General features: G+C 66.6%; 13 protein-coding genes. 11 read left to right on the top strand and 2 right to left on the bottom strand.

Annotation, left to right across the window (positions count from 1 at the left end; genetic code table 11):
• The first annotated feature begins 66 nt into the window (after window positions 1-66).
• From ABD05_RS14605 to ABD05_RS14555, 11 genes are all read left to right on the top strand, one after another.
• Entirely contained in the window at window positions 67-981 is a 915-nt protein-coding gene (locus tag ABD05_RS14605) for a MotA/TolQ/ExbB proton channel family protein (protein ID WP_047900736.1), read from the top strand.
• A gap of 20 nt (window positions 982-1,001) precedes the next feature.
• Window positions 1,002-1,424 carry an ExbD/TolR family protein gene (locus ABD05_RS14600; RefSeq protein ID WP_047900735.1) on the top strand — a complete coding sequence of 141 codons (423 nt, stop codon included), beginning with the start codon at window positions 1,002-1,004 and terminating at the stop codon, window positions 1,422-1,424.
• Window positions 1,425-1,629: 205 nt separating this feature from the next.
• A complete protein-coding gene (locus ABD05_RS14595) occupies window positions 1,630-2,061 on the top strand; it encodes an ExbD/TolR family protein (protein ID WP_047900734.1) in 432 nt (143 codons plus the stop codon).
• Between the two features lie 16 nt (window positions 2,062-2,077).
• Entirely contained in the window at window positions 2,078-3,268 is a 1,191-nt protein-coding gene (locus ABD05_RS14590) for a tetratricopeptide repeat protein (protein WP_047900733.1), read from the top strand.
• A gap of 302 nt (window positions 3,269-3,570) precedes the next feature.
• Window positions 3,571-4,146, top strand: a complete 576-nt coding sequence (locus ABD05_RS14585; RefSeq protein WP_047900732.1) for a helix-turn-helix domain-containing protein — start codon at window positions 3,571-3,573, stop codon at window positions 4,144-4,146.
• Window positions 4,147-4,495: 349 nt separating this feature from the next.
• Entirely contained in the window at window positions 4,496-7,270 is a 2,775-nt protein-coding gene (locus ABD05_RS14580; protein ID WP_047900731.1) for a TonB-dependent receptor, read from the top strand.
• 241 nt (window positions 7,271-7,511) lie between these two features.
• On the top strand, window positions 7,512-9,434 hold the full coding sequence (locus tag ABD05_RS14575; RefSeq protein ID WP_082146104.1) for an extracellular solute-binding protein: 1,923 nt from the start codon (window positions 7,512-7,514) through the stop codon (window positions 9,432-9,434).
• A gap of 12 nt (window positions 9,435-9,446) precedes the next feature.
• Window positions 9,447-10,499: a microcin C ABC transporter permease YejB gene (locus ABD05_RS14570; RefSeq protein ID WP_047900729.1), complete on the top strand. Its 1,053-nt coding sequence runs from the start codon at window positions 9,447-9,449 to the stop codon at window positions 10,497-10,499.
• Window positions 10,453-11,556, top strand: coding sequence for an ABC transporter permease (locus ABD05_RS14565; RefSeq protein ID WP_047900728.1), 1,104 nt, complete (start codon window positions 10,453-10,455; stop codon window positions 11,554-11,556). The genes ABD05_RS14570 and ABD05_RS14565 overlap by 47 nt, the downstream gene beginning before the upstream one ends.
• Complete coding sequence (locus tag ABD05_RS14560) at window positions 11,556-13,190, top strand: ABC transporter ATP-binding protein (RefSeq protein ID WP_047900727.1); 1,635 nt, start codon at window positions 11,556-11,558, stop codon at window positions 13,188-13,190. Before ABD05_RS14565 ends, ABD05_RS14560 begins: the two co-directional genes overlap by 1 nt.
• A 112-nt stretch (window positions 13,191-13,302) precedes the next feature.
• The gene (locus ABD05_RS14555; RefSeq protein WP_047901228.1) at window positions 13,303-16,476 is read left to right on the top strand and encodes a multidrug efflux RND transporter permease subunit; all 3,174 of its coding nucleotides are present in this window, start codon (window positions 13,303-13,305) and stop codon (window positions 16,474-16,476) included.
• A gap of 198 nt (window positions 16,477-16,674) precedes the next feature.
• Here ABD05_RS14555 and ABD05_RS37550 read toward each other — a convergent pair whose 3' ends face one another.
• Together ABD05_RS37550 and ABD05_RS39535 are read right to left on the bottom strand one after the other, a co-directional pair.
• Window positions 16,675-16,857 (bottom strand): hypothetical protein, encoded by a 183-nt coding sequence (locus tag ABD05_RS37550; RefSeq protein ID WP_141684946.1) that lies wholly within the window; start codon window positions 16,855-16,857, stop codon window positions 16,675-16,677.
• A gap of 77 nt (window positions 16,858-16,934) precedes the next feature.
• Complete coding sequence (locus ABD05_RS39535; protein WP_047900725.1) at window positions 16,935-17,150, bottom strand: GNAT family N-acetyltransferase; 216 nt, start codon at window positions 17,148-17,150, stop codon at window positions 16,935-16,937.
• Window positions 17,151-17,489: the final 339 nt, after the last annotated feature.

Below are 17,489 nucleotides of genomic sequence, written 5' to 3'. Positions count from 1 at the left end.
GAGCCGGGCCGGGGAAAACCATCTCGAACTGACGTGTTTAGTTAACCGAAAGAACTGGAGTGGGGTATGACGAAGCGTTCACTGGCCGCGCTGGCGGCAAGCATGTTGATGTCCGTCGCCGCAATCGACGGGTTCGTTGCGCCGCAGCTCGCTCATGCGCAGGCAAGCGGGGCGGCCGGCACGTCGGCGCAGGCCGCGGCGCCGTCGGCTACGCCGGCACCGGCCCCGGCCGCCGCCGAGCCGGCGCCGCCGCCCGCGCCGGCCACGACGGAAGCGGTCGAGAATCCGTACGGGCTCGGCGCGCTATGGAAGAACGGCGACTTCGTCGCGCGTTTCGTGCTGATCCTGCTGGTGATCATGTCGATGGGCAGCTGGTACATCATGATCACCAAGTTCCTGGAACAGTTGCGCGCGAATCGCCGCGCGAAGCTGGCGGACGCACAGCTCTGGACCGCGCCGTCGCTGGCCGAGGGCGCGAAGCTGCTCGACGAGGCATCGCCGTTCCGGTTCATCGCCGAAACGGCGATCGAGGCCGGCGAGCATCACGAAGACGCACTGCTCGAAGCGGTGGACCGCAACACGTGGATCGACGTATCGGTCGAGCGCTCGATCACGAACGTGTCGAACCGGATGCAGGACGGGCTCGCGTTTCTGGCCACGGTGGGCTCGACGGCTCCGTTCGTGGGGCTGTTCGGTACGGTCTGGGGGATTTATCACGCGCTGACCGCGATCGGCATTGCGGGCCAGGCGTCGATCGACAAGGTCGCGGGCCCGGTGGGCGAGGCGCTCATCATGACCGCGATCGGCCTCGCCGTCGCGGTGCCGGCGGTGCTCGGCTACAACTTCCTGGTCCGGCGCAACAAGTCCGTGATGGAACGGGTCCGCAACTTCGGCGCGCAACTGCACACGGTGCTGCTGGCCGGCAACCGGCGCCCGGTGCGCGCGTCGGCGCCGGCAGCAGCGGCGTCGCTCGCGAACTGATCGGCTGACGGAGACGCGCGATGGCCATGAACGTCGGGCAGGACGATAGCGACGAGGTGATCGCCAACATCAACACGACGCCGCTCGTCGACGTGATGCTGGTGTTGCTGATCATCTTCCTGATCACGATTCCGGTCGTGACGCACACGATCCAGCTTCAGCTTCCGAAGGAGACGGTGCAGCCGCTGCAGACGACGCCGAAAAGCATCGAGATCGCAGTGAACCGCGACGGTGATTTCTTCTGGGGCGAGCAACTGGTGGACGCGCCGACGCTGCTCGCGAAGCTGAAGGGCGTGTCGCAGCAGCAGCCGCAGCCGAGCGTCCACGTGCGGGGCGACCAGGACACGCGCTACGAGTTCATCGGCCGGGTGGTCACGATGTGCGAGCGTGCGGGGATCGCGAAGTTGTCGTTCATTACGGAGCCGCCCGCGCGCGGCGGCTAGGCGTGTGCGGGAACGGCTGCGACGCATGGGGCCGGAGTACGTGCCGGGGCACGCATGCCGGCCGATACGAGCGCCGGAGTGCGAACGCTGATTGGCCGCAAAGCATGGGCTCGGATGCGAAGGATGGGGTTGGAGCAAGTGCTGAAACGCTAACTCCAGCCGACATAACCGCTAAAGCGCTAACTCTGATCGACAGGAGTCGAGAATGGGAATGAATGTGCCTTCGGGCGGAGGCAATGCGGAACCGGAAGTGATGGTCGACATCAACACCACGCCGCTGATCGACGTGATGCTGGTGTTGCTGATCATGCTGATCATCACGATCCCGATTCAGATGCATTCGGTGAAGATGGACTTGCCGGTGGGCAATCCGCCGCCGCCGGCAACGCCGCCGGAAATCGTGCAGATCGACATCGACTTCGACGGCACGACGACGTGGAACGGCGCACCGGTGCCGGACCGCGCGGCGCTCGAGGCGAAGCTGACCCAGGTGGCGGCGGAACCCGTGCAGGCGGAGATCCATCTGCGGCCCAACAAGCTGGTGCCGTACAAGGACGTGGCGGCTGTGCTGGCGTCCGCGCAACGCGTGGGCGCGACCAAGATCGGCCTGATCGGCAACGAGCAGTTCATGCAATGACGAAACGGACGAGCCGATGAACCAGCGACGATGGAAACAGACGATGGCGGTGACGGCGCTCGGCGCGGCATGCCTGCTCGGCCGGCCGGCGTTGCCGGCGGACGCGCTGCGGCCGGACGTGGCGAAACCGCTGGCGGCGGCGCAGGAGCTGTATCGGGCGCACAAGTATCGCGATGCGCTCGGCAAGATCGCCCAGGCGGCCGCCGTGCCCAACCGGACGCCGTACGAAACGTACATGGTGGAAGAGATGCGCGGAGCGGCGGCGATGGCGGCCGGCGACTCGGGCACGGCCGCGCAGGCGTACGAAACCGTACTGAACTCGGGGCGGTTGTCGGGCGACGACGAGCAGCGGACGACGGCGGCGCTGGCCGGCATCTACTTCCAGCAGAAGAACTACCCGCTGGCGATCCGGACCGCGCAGCGCTACCTGAAGGCGGGCGGGACGGATCCGGAAATGCGCACGCTGCTCACGCAGTCGTATTACCTGTCGAATGACTGCGCGCCGGTCGTGAGCCAGTTGAAGGCGAGCACGGACGCGCAGGCGAATGGCGGGCACGCACCGGATGAAGGGCAGTTGCAGATGCTCGCGACGTGCGCTCAGAAAGTGAAGGACGGCAGCGCGTACCGCGGTGCGCTCGGGCTGCTGGTGGCCTACCACCCGAGCCCCGCGTACTGGGACGAAATGGTCACGGCCATTCGCGGCAACCCCGGGTATCTGTCGTCGCTCGACCTCGACATCTACCGGTTGCGCCGCGCGACGGGGGCGCTCGCGACGGCCGACGCGTACATGGAGATGACGCAGCTCGCGCTGGTTGCGGGGTCTCCCGCCGAAGGCAAGCAGGTGATCGACCAGGGGTTCGCGTCCGGCGTACTCGGCAAGGACGCGCAGGCGGATCGCGAGAAGCGGCTGCAAGCGCTCGCCGCCAAGCGTGCGCAACCGGGCGGGGACGCCGCCACGCCGGCGACGCCGATCGACGCGGGCATGAACCTCGTCTTTGCGGGCCACGCGCAGCAGGGCTTGCCGATGATGGAGCAGGCGATCGCGAAGGGCGGGCTCGAGCATCCCGACGCGGCGCGACTGCGGCTCGGCGAGGCGTACTACGTAGCCGGCCAGAAGGCGCGCGCGGTCCAGGTGCTGCGTACGGTCAAGGGAGCCGACGGTTCCGGCGACCTGGCAAAGCTCTGGACGGCGGTGGCATCCCGGTAACGCCACGAAAGGGCGCGACGGCGCGCAACACGGGCGCGGTCGACGAGCGGCGTGCGGCCGCGGCAGTACGAGTGCTTGACGGTCAGGTCCAACGAGGAAAAGGGGTAGCCTTGTTAGTTAGTAAACCGAATGAAATATTCGAGCGATGCGCGACCACGCAACGACGTTGCCGTGCTGCGCCGCACGCCGCCTGTACGCAGCGGCAGCGCGCAGCCGGGTATCGCGCCGGGCCGATCGCGTCATCGCATCGGTCAAGGATCGCCGACATCAAACCGATTTCGACTGCGAGGCTCCGACTTTCCATGGTTTTGCCCCCTGATGAGTCGGTGCTCGTCGCCGTGTCGCTAGGCAACAAGATCCGGGCGCTGCGTCAGCGCCTGAAACTCACGCTCGACGAAACGTCCACGATCGCCGGCATTTCGAAGCCGTTCCTGTCGCAGGTCGAGCGCGGGCGGGCAACGCCGTCGATCACGTCGCTGGTCCGGATCGCGAAGGCGCTGGGCGTGACGATGCAGTACTTCATCGACACGCCGACGGAAGCGCGCTCGGTGTGCCGCGGGAACGCGCTGCAGTATTTCCAGTTCGCGAACTCGGCCAGCCAGTTCGCGAGGCTGACGAATCTGGTGGATGGCCGCAAGCTCGACGCGATTCTCGTCCGGATGCCGGCAGGGCAGCCGCCGTCCGAGGTGACGACGCATGCGGGCGAGGAGTTCGTCTATGTGATGCGCGGGCAGGTCGCGCTGACGCTCGAGGATTGTACGTTCACGCTGAACGAGGGCGATACCGCGCATTACGAATCGACGATGCCGCATGCGTGGCACAACACCGCCGACGAAGAAGCGGTGATCGTCTGGGTCGGCACGCCGAGGTTGTTCTGAAGGAGCGGCAGGCGCTGCACGCCGCGATGCAGGAGAAGTACCCGATCGACAGCGGATGACACGCGGTACGGCACGCGAGACGTTCTCGTCGCCTGCAGGAATCGCCGTCCGTCGAATCGGGAAGTAGCAGGAAATGCGCTCAATGTAGGTGCTTAGTATGTCGAATCAAAACTACAAGAAACGGTGATGCTGAATGGCACGGGTGCCCCGAAGCCGATCCGTACGAGTCATGGCAGTCGGAAGAGTGGCAATCGCGGGTTCCGATACACGGGCACCCAGGACGCGCAAGGAATTCACAAGGTTCCGGCGCACTGCAGGTGGGGTCTTACTACGAGCGAGAGGGAACAAGATGAAGCAGAGAGTTTTGGCGTTGGCCATCAAGAGGATAGTCTGGGCGGAACTGGCGCTGACGGCCGCACTGGTGCCGCCGGCGTTCGCCCAGAGCCAGCCGGCGCCGGGCGCCGTCGCGATCGCGGATGCGGTCGCGAACGGCGCGCCCGTGACCGTCGCGCAAGCGGACGGCACGCCGGATGCCGCCGCTGCCACGGGCGCCGCGGCAACCGAGGCGACGCCTGCCGCACCCGGCGCGAACGGACAGGGCAAGGTCGCGCAGATCAAGCGGTTCGAAGTGACGGGCTCGCTGATCCGGCAAGCCGACAAGACCGGTTTCCAGCAGGTGCAGACGATCACGCCGAAGGAAATCCAGAGCAGCGGCGCGGTGACCGTCGCCGACTTCCTGCGCGATGCGGCGGCCAACTCGGCGAACAGCTGGGGCGAGGGGCAGTCGGGCAACTTCGCGGCCGGCGCCGCCGGCATTGCGCTGCGCGGCCTGTCCGAAAAATACACGCTCGTGTTGATCGACGGCCAGCGCGTGGCGCCGTACGCATTCTTCTCGAACAGCGTCGATTCGTTCTTCGACCTCAATACGCTGCCGCTCAACGACATCGAGCGCATCGAAATCGTGAAGACGGGCGCCGTCTCGCAATACGGTTCGGACGCGATCGGCGGTGTCGTCAACATCATCACGAAACACAATTTCCGCGGCCTGCAGCTCGACGGCAGCCTCGGCAGCGCGATCAACGCCGGTAACGGCGACGGGACGATGAAGTTCGGCGTGCTCGGCGGCTTCGGCGACCTGAACGCCGACCGCTTCAACGTGACCGCGGCGCTCAGCTACTACAAGTCGAACGGCTTCACGCTCGCCGACCGCGATTCGACCCGCAACCAGGACTTCACGGGCAAGCCGGGCGGCTTCTCGCTGCTCGCGCCGTCCTACTGGAACATGCCCGGCGGCGTCGCGCAGGCGTTGAGCGGCGGCTGCCCGTTCGGCGGCTCGGTGCACCCGGCCGCGTCGAATTCGCTGTCGGCCGGGATGCCGGGCACGGTCTGCGCGTACAACACGGCCGAAAGCACGTCGATCCTGCCGATGACCGAGCGCCTGAACGCGAAGATCCATGCGGACTTCAAGATCGACGACAAGACGACCGCGTTCGCGGATTTCCTCGAGAGCTACAACACGACCACGACCAACGACGGCCTGTGGAACAACGTGATCGGCAACCCGCAGAGCCCGGCGCTCGTCTGGAATCCGCAGACGAAGCTGCTGTCGCCGTTCAACTTCGTCGTGCCGGTCAGCAACCCGTACAACACGACGGGCGCCGCCACGCCGCTCACCTACGCGTTTCCGAACACGGTCGCGCAGAAGACCTGGGCCAACTACTGGCGCGCGGCCGCCGGCATCAAGGGGTCGTTTACGCTGCCGTACGGCGACTGGGACTGGGCGACGTCGGTCAGCCATTCGCAGAGCACGGTGTCGAACGTGTTCACGAACCAGTTGAACGTCAACGCGCTGAACAACATCTACCAGAACGGCACGCTGAATTTCGCGAACCCGGCGGCGACGCCCAACGCGTTCAACGGGCTGTTCCAGGAAGCGAACAACCTCGGTACCTCGAAGCTCGACACGATCGACGCGACGCTGTCGACGCCGAACCTGTTCCATCTGCCTGGGGGCGACGTCGGCATCGGCTTCGGTGCGCAGTTCACGCACCAGAGCGAAGTGCTGACGCCGGGCTCCGAATACCTGAGCGGGGCGGTCATCACGCCGGACCTGGAAACGGTGAACGGCCAGCGCAACGTCGCGGCCGTCTATTACCAGATCAACGTGCCGATCCTCGAGAACCTGACGTTCAGCCAGGCGGGCCGCTACGATCACTACACGGACGTGGGCGGCGCCTTCTCGCCGCGCTTTGCGTTGCGCTACCAGCCGATCAAGGCGCTCACGCTGTATACGTCGTACAACCGCGGCTTCCGTGCACCGACCTTCGTCGAGGACAGCAAGTCGCAGACGCTCGGCATCCAGGTCGACCCGGCCACCGGCCAGAACTACACGTCGATCACCGTCGGCAACCCGAACCTCGCGCCGGAACGCACGCGCAACTTCAACATCGGCTTCCAGGTCTCGCCGAGCCGCTACACGGATATCGGCTTCGACTGGTACAAGATCCGCATCGACAACGTGATCGGCCAGGGCAAGCCGTCGCAGGTCGTGACCGACCCGACGACCGGCCAGTTGCTGTACAAGGTGATCCCGTATCAGAACCTCGGCTACCTCGACACGAACGGCTTCGAAGGCACGTTCCGCCAGGGGCTGCCGCTCAAGGGCTGGGGCACGGTCACGCTGTCGGGCGACTGGGCGTACATCAACAGCTACAAGATCGGCTTCCCGGGCGGCACGCCGGTGAACGGCGCGGGCAACAACTTCACGATCACGCAGCCGTTCGGCGGCAGCTTCCCGCGCTGGCGCGGCAACACGACGCTGGACTGGAACTACCGGAAGTTCGATGCGGCGCTGACGTGGCAGTTCACGGGCCCGTACGCGCAGAACCTGCTGCCGGCGCCCGCGCCGTCGAAGGTCGGTTCGTACAGCCAGTTCAACCTGATGCTGACGTATACGGGCTTCAAGAACTGGACGATCTACGGCGGCATCGACAACATCTTCAACCGCACGCCGCCGTACGACCCGATCTTCGCGAACGGCACGCTGGACCAGAGCGGTTACGACACGTCGATCTATTCGTACATCGGCCGGTTCGCGCAGATCGGCGCGACGTACAAGTTCTGACGGGGATCGCGATGCACTGACAGGCTTTAGACCGGCCGCTCCACGTCCACACCCCCCCTTTCCATGGAGCGGCCTTTTTTCGCGTGGCGCCACGACGGTCCGCAACCGGGACCGCGACGGCGCAGCTTGTCGGATCGTTTTCAGCACGAGTAACCAGCGGGACGCGGGCGGCACGCTGCGTCCGGTACAGGCATCGACCGCGCGCAGGCATCGCGCCAGCACGCTTCCGGACAGACTGACCATGACACTGTTGAAATGGCGATGGGCACGTGTACCGCGTCACGCGCGCCGGATGCGCGCGCACGGGCTGGTGCGCAACGGCACGCGCGCGGCGTTGTTTGCGTGCGCAGTGCTGCTCGCGTCGGGCGGGGCCATGCCACGGGCCGCGCTCGCGGTGTCGGCGATTTCGCAATACGACCAGCCGAAATATCCGCCGGACTTCACGCATTTCGACTATGCGGATGTGGATGCACCGGACACCGGTACGCTCGATTTCGAAAACTACGACGAAGCGCAAAGCTACGACTCGCTGAATCCGTTCCTCGTGCGCGGCTCGCCCGCGCCGGACATCAAGAACCTGATGTTCGACACGCTGATGCAGCGCAGCTGGGACGAGCTCGCGTCCGAGTACGCGCTGATCGCCGACGACGTCGAGGTCGCACCGGACCGGCTGTCGGCAACGTTCCACATCAACCCGGCCGCGCGCTTCTCGAACGGCGACGCGATCACCGCGGCAGACATCAAGTATTCGTTCGACACGCTGACGAGCCCGCAGGCGTCGCCGATCTACAACGCGCAGTTCTCGATCATCAAGCGCGCGGTGGTGGTCGACAGCCATGCAGTCCGCTTCGAATTCAAGCACGCGGAGCGCGACGCGGCGCTGATCGCGGGCGACCTGCCGGTGTTCTCGCCGAAATGGGGGCAACGCGCGGACGGCACGCGGCCGCCGTTCGACCAGATCGCGACGGTGCCGCCCATCGCGAGCGGTCCCTACCTGATCGAGCAGCGCAGGAACGACAAGCAGATCCGCTACGTGCGCAACCCGCACTACTGGGCCGCGAACCTGCCGTCGCGGCGCGGGATGTTTCGCTTCGCCCGCGTGTCGTTCAAGCTGTACCTGGACCAGTACACGTCGCTCGAAGCGTTCAAGGCCGGCGACGTCGACGCGCGCATGGAATACAGCTCGACGCAGTGGGCGCGCAAGTACGTGGGCAAGAATTTCCGCAACGGCATGCTGAAGAAGGGGGAATTCCCGGACGGCCCCGCGCAGATGCAGGGTTTCCTGATGAACATGCGCAAGCCGATGTTCCAGGACGTGCGCGTGCGGCATGCACTCGCGCTGGCGTTCGACTTCGACTGGATGAGCCGGATGATGTTCTACGGGCAGTATCGCCGCACCAGCAGCTTCTGGGAGGCGAGCCCGTTCGCGGCGTCCGGCGTGCCGAGCGCCAAGGAGCTCGCGCTGCTCGAACCCTACCGGTCGACGCTGCCGCCGGCGGTGTTCGGGCCGATGGTCGGCCAGCCGTCGACGCTGCCGCCCGGCTCGCTGCGCGCGAACCTGAAGGAGGCGCGCGACCTGCTTGCGCAGGCGGGCTGGCACTACCGCGACGGCGCGCTGCGCGACGCGAACGGCACGCCGATGACGATCGAGATCATCGACGACCAGCCCGGCATGGACCGCCTGATCCTGCCGTACACGCAGGCGCTCGCGACGCTCGGCATCCACGCGTACCTGCACGAGATCGACAGCGCGGTCTACCTGAAGCGGCTCGACAATTTCGAGTACGACATGACGACGTACATCTACCTGCCCGTGACGATCCCGGGCGCGGAGCTGACGCGCCGTTTCGGCAGCGCGGCCGCATCGCAGCCGGGCTCCGAGAACTATCCGGGCGTGAAGTCGAAGGCCGTCGATGCGCTGATCCGCGCGGCGCTCGCGGCCGACACGCTCGACGATCTCGAGACGGCCACGCACGCGCTCGACCGCGTGCTGATCAACCTGTACGCGCTGATCCCGCAGTACTATCTGCCGAACGCGCGGATCGCGTACAAGGCGACGCTCGGCCACCCGGCGATCGTGCCGGACTCCTATCAGTACGAGGACTGGATCATCGATTACTGGTACGTGAAGAAACCTGCGGCACAACCCGCTGCGGCGGCCTGACGGGGAGCAACGATGCTGGCATACATATTCAGGCGGCTGCTGCTGATGATCCCGACGCTGGTCGGGGTGGTGACGATCACGTTCGCGGTCACGCAGTTCGTGCCGGGCGGCCCGGTGGAGCAGGTGCTCGCGCAGTTGCGCCACGGCAGCGCGCGCGGGGGCGAGGCGGGCGGAGGCGGGGGCGGCTACCACGGCAGCCAGGGCGTCGATCCGCAGCAGATCGAGCAGATCCGCAAGCAGTTCGGCTTCGACAAACCGCCGCTCGAGCGCTATCTGCTGATGCTGAAAAGCTATGCGACGTTCGACCTCGGCCAGTCCTACTTCGCGCACCGCAGCGTGTGGGCGGTGATCCGGTCGAAGCTGCCGGTGTCGATCACGCTCGGGCTGTGGACGGTGATCCTCACCTATCTCGTGTCGGTACCGCTCGGCATCGCGAAGGCGGTGCGCAACGGCTCGCGGTTCGACACCGTGACGAGCGTGCTGGTGCTGACCGGCTACGCGGTGCCGGGTTTCGTGCTCGGTGTGCTGCTGCTGATGCTGTTCGGCGGCGGCACGTTCTGGCAGGCGTTTCCGATGCGCGGGCTCACGTCGGACAACTTCGACGACCTGACGCTGATCGGCAAGACGCTCGACTATCTGTGGCACATCGTGATGCCGGTGACCGCGTCGGTGATCGGTAATTTCGCGATCGTCACGATCCTGACGAAGAACACCTTCCTCGAGGAAATCGGCCGGCAGTACGTGCTGACCGCGCGCGCGAAGGGGGCGCCGGAGCGCGACGTGCTGTGGAAGCACGTGCTGCGCAATGCGGCGATCCCGCTGCTCACCGGGCTTCCGGCCGCATTCGTCGGCGCGTTCCTGAACGGCAACCTGCTGATCGAGACGCTGTTCTCGCTCGACGGGATGGGGCAACTGTCGTACGACTCGGTGATCCGCCGCGACTATCCGGTCGTGCTCGGCTCGCTGTTCCTGTTCACCCTGATCGGTCTGCTGACCAAGCTCATCGCGGATATCTGCTATGTCGTCGTCGACCCCCGTATCCAGTTCGGCCGCCTGGACCACTGATCGCGCGTGCGCGCCGTCGCCGTCGCCGTGGCGGCGCACGTGGCAGCGCTTTCGCGCGCAGCCGCTCGGTTATGCAAGCCTCGTGATCTTCGCGGCGCTGTTCGTGCTCAGCCTGTGTGCCGACGGCCTGTCGAACGACCGGCCGCTGCTCGTGCGCTACGACGGGCACTATTATTTCCCGATCCTGAAGGACTATCCGGAGACCGCGTTCGGCGGCGACTTTCCCGCGCGGACGAACTATCTCGATCCCTACATGCGCGCGAAGCTCGAGTCGCACGGCAATTTCGCGGTCTATCCGCCGAATCGCTACCGCTACGACACGATCGACTACTTCGCATCGCAGCCGTATCCGGCGCCGCCGTCGGCGAGCAACTGGCTCGGCACCGACCAGTTCGGCCGCGACGTGCTCGCGCGGCTGCTGTACGGGTTCCGGCTGTCGGTGCTGATGGCGTTCGCGCTGACCGTGTCGGGCGTGCTGGTCGGCGTGCTGACGGGCGCGCTGCAGGGCTTCTACGGCGGCCGCACCGACCTGGTCGGGCAGCGCCTGATCGAGATCTGGAGCGCGCTGCCGGACCTGTACCTGCTGATCATCTTCGCGTCGATCTTCACGCCGTCGCTGTGGCTGCTGTTCATCCTGCTGTCGATGTTCGGCTGGCTCGTGCTGTCCGATTACGTGCGCGCCGAATTCCTGCGCAACCGTATGCTCGACTACGTCAAAGCGGCGCGCACGATGGGGCTGACGAATGCGCAGATCATGTGGCGCCACGTGCTGCCGAACAGCCTCACGCCGGTGATCACGTTTTTGCCGTTCCGCATGAGCGCCGCGATCCTGTCGCTGACGAGCCTCGATTTCCTGGGCCTCGGCGTGCAGCCGCCGACGCCGAGCCTGGGCGAGCTGCTCCAGGAGGGCAAGAACAACCTCGACGCATGGTGGATCTCGATCTCCGCATTCGCGGCGCTGGTGGTGACGCTGCTGCTGCTGACGTTCATGGGCGACGCGCTGCGCAACGCACTCGACACGCGCGCGCGCGGCTCGGCGTTCGGCGGGGGGCGATGATGGCGAACGCGTTGCTGCAGATCGACGGGTTTTCGGCGCGCTTCGGCGCGAAGGCGGCCGTGCAGGACCTGAGCCTGTCGGTCGGCCGCGGCGAGCGCGTGGCGCTCGTCGGCGAATCGGGGTCGGGCAAGAGCGTGACGGCGCTGTCGATTCTGCGCCTCGCACAGCAGGCGACGCTGTCGGGACGGATGCTGTTCGACGGCGAGGACCTGCTCGCGAAGACCGAACAGCAGATGCGCGGGATTCGCGGCGCCGACATCGCGATGGTGTTCCAGGAACCGATGACCGCGCTGAATCCGCTGTATACGATCGGCAAGCAGATCGCCGAGAGCCTGCGGCTGCACGAAGGGCTGCGGCCGGGCGACGCGCGCGAGCGCGGCATCGCGCTGTTGCGGCGCACCGGTATCCCGGAGCCGGAGCGGCGTATCGACAGCTTTCCGCATCAGTTGTCGGGCGGGCAGCGGCAGCGCGCGATGATCGCGATGGCGCTGGCGTGCCGGCCGCGGCTGTTGCTGGCGGACGAGCCGACGACGGCGCTCGACGTGACGGTGCGCCAGCAGATCGTCGATCTGCTGATCGAACTGCAGGAGCAGGAGGCGGCCGCGCGCGGGATGGCCGTGCTGCTGATCACGCACGACCTGAATCTCGTGCGGCGCTTCGCCCAGCGCGTGGCCGTGATGGAGCAGGGCGTGCTCGTGGAGACGAATACGACCGACGCACTGTTCGCCGCGCCGCGGCACGCCTATACGCGCCGGCTGCTCGACAGCGCACCGCAGCGGGACGTCGAGCCGGTCGCGGCCGGCGCGCAGACGATCCTCGACGTGCAGGACCTCGCCGTCGATTACCGCGTCGCGGCGAAGGGTTGGCGCGCGGCGCTCGGCAAGACGACGTTCCGGGCCGTGCACGACGTGAAACTGAACCTGAGGCGCGGCGAAACACTCGGGATCGTCGGCGAGTCGGGTTCGGGTAAATCGACGCTGGCGGCGACCGTGCTCGGCCTGCAGCGGCCGGCGGCCGGCTCGATCGAGATCGACGGCATGCCGCTGGAAGCGCTGCGGAGGACGGGCGGCAGGCGCGCGCTGTACGGCAGGATGCAGGTCGTGTTCCAGGACCCGTTCGGCTCGCTGTCGCCGCGGATGACGGTCGAGCAGATCGTCGGCGAGGGACACGCCGTGCACCGGCCGCAGGTGGCCGGAGACGCGCGGCGCGCGCGGATCGCCGCGCTGCTTCAGGAGGTCGGCCTGCCGGCCGAGTCGATGCTGCGTTATCCGCACGAATTCTCCGGCGGCCAGCGGCAGCGGATCGCGATCGCGCGCGCGCTGGCGGTGGAGCCGGAACTGCTGGTGCTGGACGAACCGACGAGCGCGCTCGACGTGTCGATCCAGAAGCAGGTGCTGAATCTGCTGACGAATCTGCAAAAGAAGTACAAACTGAGCTACCTGTTCATCACGCACGATCTCGCGGTGATGCGTGCGATGGCCCACCGGGTCGTCGTAATGAAAGCGGGGCGCGTGGTCGAGGAGGGCGATACGCTCGACGTGCTGCATGCGCCGTCCCATCCGTATACACGCGCGCTGCTTGCGTCGTCGATGCTGGCTCCGGTGCGCGGCCCGCAAGAGGGAACCGATGATTGACGCGAACCGGGCGAAGCGCACCCAGGCCGCCCACGCTCTGTGCGGCGGTGCCGACGGTGATGCCGTCCTGCGGTCCCGCGCCGGAACGCCGGCGGTTCGCTGACGCATGTCGATGCCGTCGTTCTTCATCGATCGTCCCGTCTTTGCGTGGATCGTTGCGCTCGCAATCGTCGTCGCGGGCGTGCTCGCCATTCCGCAGCTTCCGATCGCGCAATATCCGCGCCTCGCGCCGCCGCGGGTCGTGATCACGGCCGCGTATCCGGGCGCGTCGACCGAGACGGTCGACGGCGATGTCGGCAGCATCATCGAGGAAAGCCTCGACGGCGCCGACGGGCTCCTGTACTACGAGACGAGCAGCGACGGTCACGGCAACCTCGAGATCGACGTGACGTTTTCGCCCGGCACCGATCCGGACATCGCGCTCGTCGACGTGAACAACCGGCTGAAGCAGGTCGAGTCGCGATTGCCGCAGCAGGTCGTCCAGCAGGGGATCGGTGTATTCAAGGCGGCGAACACGTTCCTGATGCTCGTCACGCTGACGTCGACCGACGGCACGCGCGATTCCGCGCAACTCGGCGATTACCTGAACCGCTACGTGCTGCGCGAACTGAAGCGTGCGCCGGGCGTCGGCGCGGCCGAGCTGTGGGACGCCGACGAGGCGCTGCGGGTCTGGCTCGATCCGCACAAGCTGCGCGAATACGGTGTCGGCGCCGACGACGTGATCGCGGCGATCGGCACGCAGAACGCGACGGTGACGGCCGGCGCGATCGGCGATGCGCCGTTCCCGGGCGGCCAGCAGCTCACCGCGTCGATCGTCGTCAAGGGGCAGCTCGCGTCGCCGGACGAGTTCGGCCGGATCGTGCTGAAGTCGAAGCCGGACGGGTCGGCGGTGCGTGTCGCCGACGTCGCGCGTGTCGAAATCGGCCGCGACGACTACTCGTTCTATTCGCGGCTGAACGGCCGGCCGGCGGCCACCGTCGGCATCCAGCTCGGCCCGCGCGGCAACGCGCTCGAAACGTCGAACGCGATCCGTGTGCGGCTTGTAGAGTTGTCGAGGACGTTGCCGCCGGGCGTGGCGATCGAGATTCCGTTCGACGGCGCGCATTTCGTGACGATCGCGATCCGCGAGGTCGTGCTGACGCTCGTCGAGGCGGTCGTGCTGGTGTTCTGTGTGATGTGGCTGTTCCTGCGCGATCTGCGTTGCACGCTGGTGCCGACCGTCGTGATTCCTGTCACGCTGATGGGCGCGTTCGTCGCGATGTGGGCGTTCGGCCTGTCGATCAACGTGTTCACGATGTTCGGCCTCGTGCTGGCGATCGGCATCCTCGTCGACGACGCGATCGTCGTCGTCGAGAGCGTGCACCGGGTGATGGAGGAGGGCGTGTCGCCGCGCGACGCCACGCGCCGGGCCATGAAGCGGATCGGCGGGGCGATCGTCGGCGTGACCGCGGTGCTGACCGCGGTATTCGTGCCGATGGCGTTCTTTCCGGGCACCGTCGGCGGCATCTACCGGCAGTTCGCGGTGGCGATGATCGCATCGATGCTGGTGTCGTCGTTCATGGCGCTGTCGCTCACGCCCGCGCTGTGCGCGAACCTGCTGAAGCCGGTCGCGCGACACGACGGCGGAACCGGCCGCGCACGGCGACGCGGCATCGGCGCGCGTCTGGCCGACCGGTTCGGTTCGGCCTTCGCGCGCGCTGAAACCGGTTATCGCCGCATCGCGGTGTTCGCCGTGCGCCGCACCGGCCTGGTCGTGGCGGTCTACGCGGCGCTCGTGATCGCATGCGGGCTGCTGTACTGGATGATGCCGGGCGGCTTCCTGCCGACCGAAGACCAGGGGCAACTGCAGGTGATGATCCAGTTGCCGGCGGGCGCCACGCAGGCGCGCACGCTCGGGGTCGTCGAGCGTGTCGAGGCGATCCTGCGCGCGGAGCCGGCGATCGCGAACGTGACGAGCGTGATCGGCTGGAGTTTCGCGGGCAGCGGGCAGAACGTCGGGATGGCGTTCGTGGAGTTGAAGGACTGGGCGCAGCGCGACGTCGACGCGATGGCGCTGCGCGACCGGCTCAACGGGCATTTCGGCACGATCCTCGACGGCGACGTCGAGGCGTCGCTGCCGCCGTCGGTGCGCGGCATCGGGCATGCCGACGGATTCACGTTTCGGCTCGAGGATCGCGGCGGCATCGGGCTCGACGCGTTGAAGGCGGCTCGCGAGCAGCTGTCCGAACGTGCGAAGGCGGATCCGTTGCTGGCCGCCGTGCATTTCGAAGACCTGCCGGACGCGCCGCGTATCGAACTCGATGTCGATCGCGCGAAAGCGTATGCGCTCGGCGTACCGTTCGAGCGGATCGCGGGGCTCCTGGGCGGCACGTTCGGCTCGAACTACATCAACGACTTTCCGGCGTCGGGCCGGATGCGGCGGGTGATCATCGAGGCCGACCCGGTCGCCCGCGCGACCGATGCGCAACTGATGGCGCTGACCGTGCCGAACCGCACCGGCGACATGGTTCCGCTGTCGGCCATCGCCGCGCCGCGCTGGACGATCGGCCCGGTGATGCTGAATCGGTACAACGGTTATCCGTCGCTCGACATCAGCGGCCGGCCGGCGACCGGCACGAGTTCGGGCGCGGCGATGGCGGAGATGGAGCGGCTCGCCGGTGCGCTGCCGGCCGGGATCGGCTTCGATTGGGTCGATGCGGCGCGCGAGGAGCAGGTTGCCGCGCGGCAAACGCCGCTGCTCGTCGGGCTGTCCGTGCTCGCGGTGTTCATGGCGCTTGCCGCGCTGTACGAAAGCTGGTCGATTCCGCTGTCCGTGCTGACGATCGTGCCGCTCGGCATGATCGGCGCGATTGCGGCGGCGCTTGCGCGCGGCATGCCGAACGACGTGTACTTCAAGGTCGGGATGATCACCGTGGTTGGGCTGGCGGCGAAGAACGCGATCCTGATCGTGCAGTACGCACGCGATCTCGCCGGGCGCGGGGTGCCGCTGCGGCAGGCGGTGATCGACGCGGCCGCTGCGCGGTTCCGGCCGATCGTGATGACGTCGATGGCGTTTTTGCTCGGGGTCGTGCCGCTCGTGCTGGCGACGGGCGCGGGTGCGGAAAGCCGACGGTCGATCGGCACGGGGGCGTTCGGGGGCGTGCTCGCTGCGACCATGTTCGGGCTCGTGTTCGCGCCGGTGGCGTTTCGGGTGGTGGTGTCTGTTGGCAGGCGCCGCCGGCACGCTGCGGTGACGAGACGCGAGGCGCGGCGGGCGGAAACGGTCGGGGATCTGGAGATGGATTGAGGGTCGCGGCGGGGTGTTGGTGGTGGGATCAGGGGTTTGAGAACGTCGATATCGTATTTGACATAATCAAGATTATCGATAGTTTGCGTGTAGGTCCCAAGTTCAGATGTCGCGTTTCCGCTAAATAAAAATGTCGTGTTTTGGGCCCCGAGAATGCAGTGATTCGTACCCATGATCGGGCCCATCGGTAGCCGCGTGTTATTCGGCGGTAATCCGACTGGCGACATCGGCCGCGCCACCCTTGACTCTCAACGCATGCTCGGCGCCGAAGAAGATCTGAGTTTCGTCCGACTGGGCTTCGCGCACGAAAGTTACGCGTTCGGGATTGACGTAGACGGCATTGCCATTCACGTCTTCAAAATGCACAAACTTGGTTGCCATAGGTCTTTCGCTGTAGTCATGTGATTGGCAGCGCGAGCCGCTGCCTAGCGAAAAACACTATCAGAGGAGGTGCGATTTCACAATCGTGAACCCGTTTCCGCCTTCGAGCACTGGCGATCATCCGCGATCGCTATCCACGTCGTGCCGACCATCCGTTTCATGCCCGACCGTCCCGCAAGATCGATCAGGCTCGACAACAGCGCACGGCCGAGCCCTTGCCGATGCCAGGCATCGTCGATCACGATCGCGCATTCGACGACATCGGTTTCGCCGTCGTTCAACGCATAACGCATAACGCGCGACGCCGATCAGCCGTTCGCGGCCGCTGGCACAGATCGTCGCGATCACCGCGCCTTCCCGCCGGCGGTCGATGCGGGTCCATCGAATCATCTCGTCTTCGGTCGGCTTGCGCGCCGACATCAACCGCATGTAGCGGCTCTGGCTCGACAGACGGTCGACCAGGTCGCGTTCGATCTCGAGATCGCTGTGCTCGATCGCACGCAGGAGCACCGGCGTTCCGTCCCTCGCCTCCCGGATGCGCCGGATGCTGAGGGCCGGCGCGTCCGGCATGGTCTCGCGGTACGGGGCCGGTTCGATCTCGATCGTATCCGTCGTTACCTCCGCATGGTTTT

Source organism: Burkholderia pyrrocinia, from assembly GCF_001028665.1.
GTDB classification, from domain to species: domain Bacteria; phylum Pseudomonadota; class Gammaproteobacteria; order Burkholderiales; family Burkholderiaceae; genus Burkholderia; species Burkholderia pyrrocinia.
The sequence above is the reverse complement of the archived record's forward strand: the minus strand, read 5'-3'. Positions and strand labels throughout refer to the sequence as shown.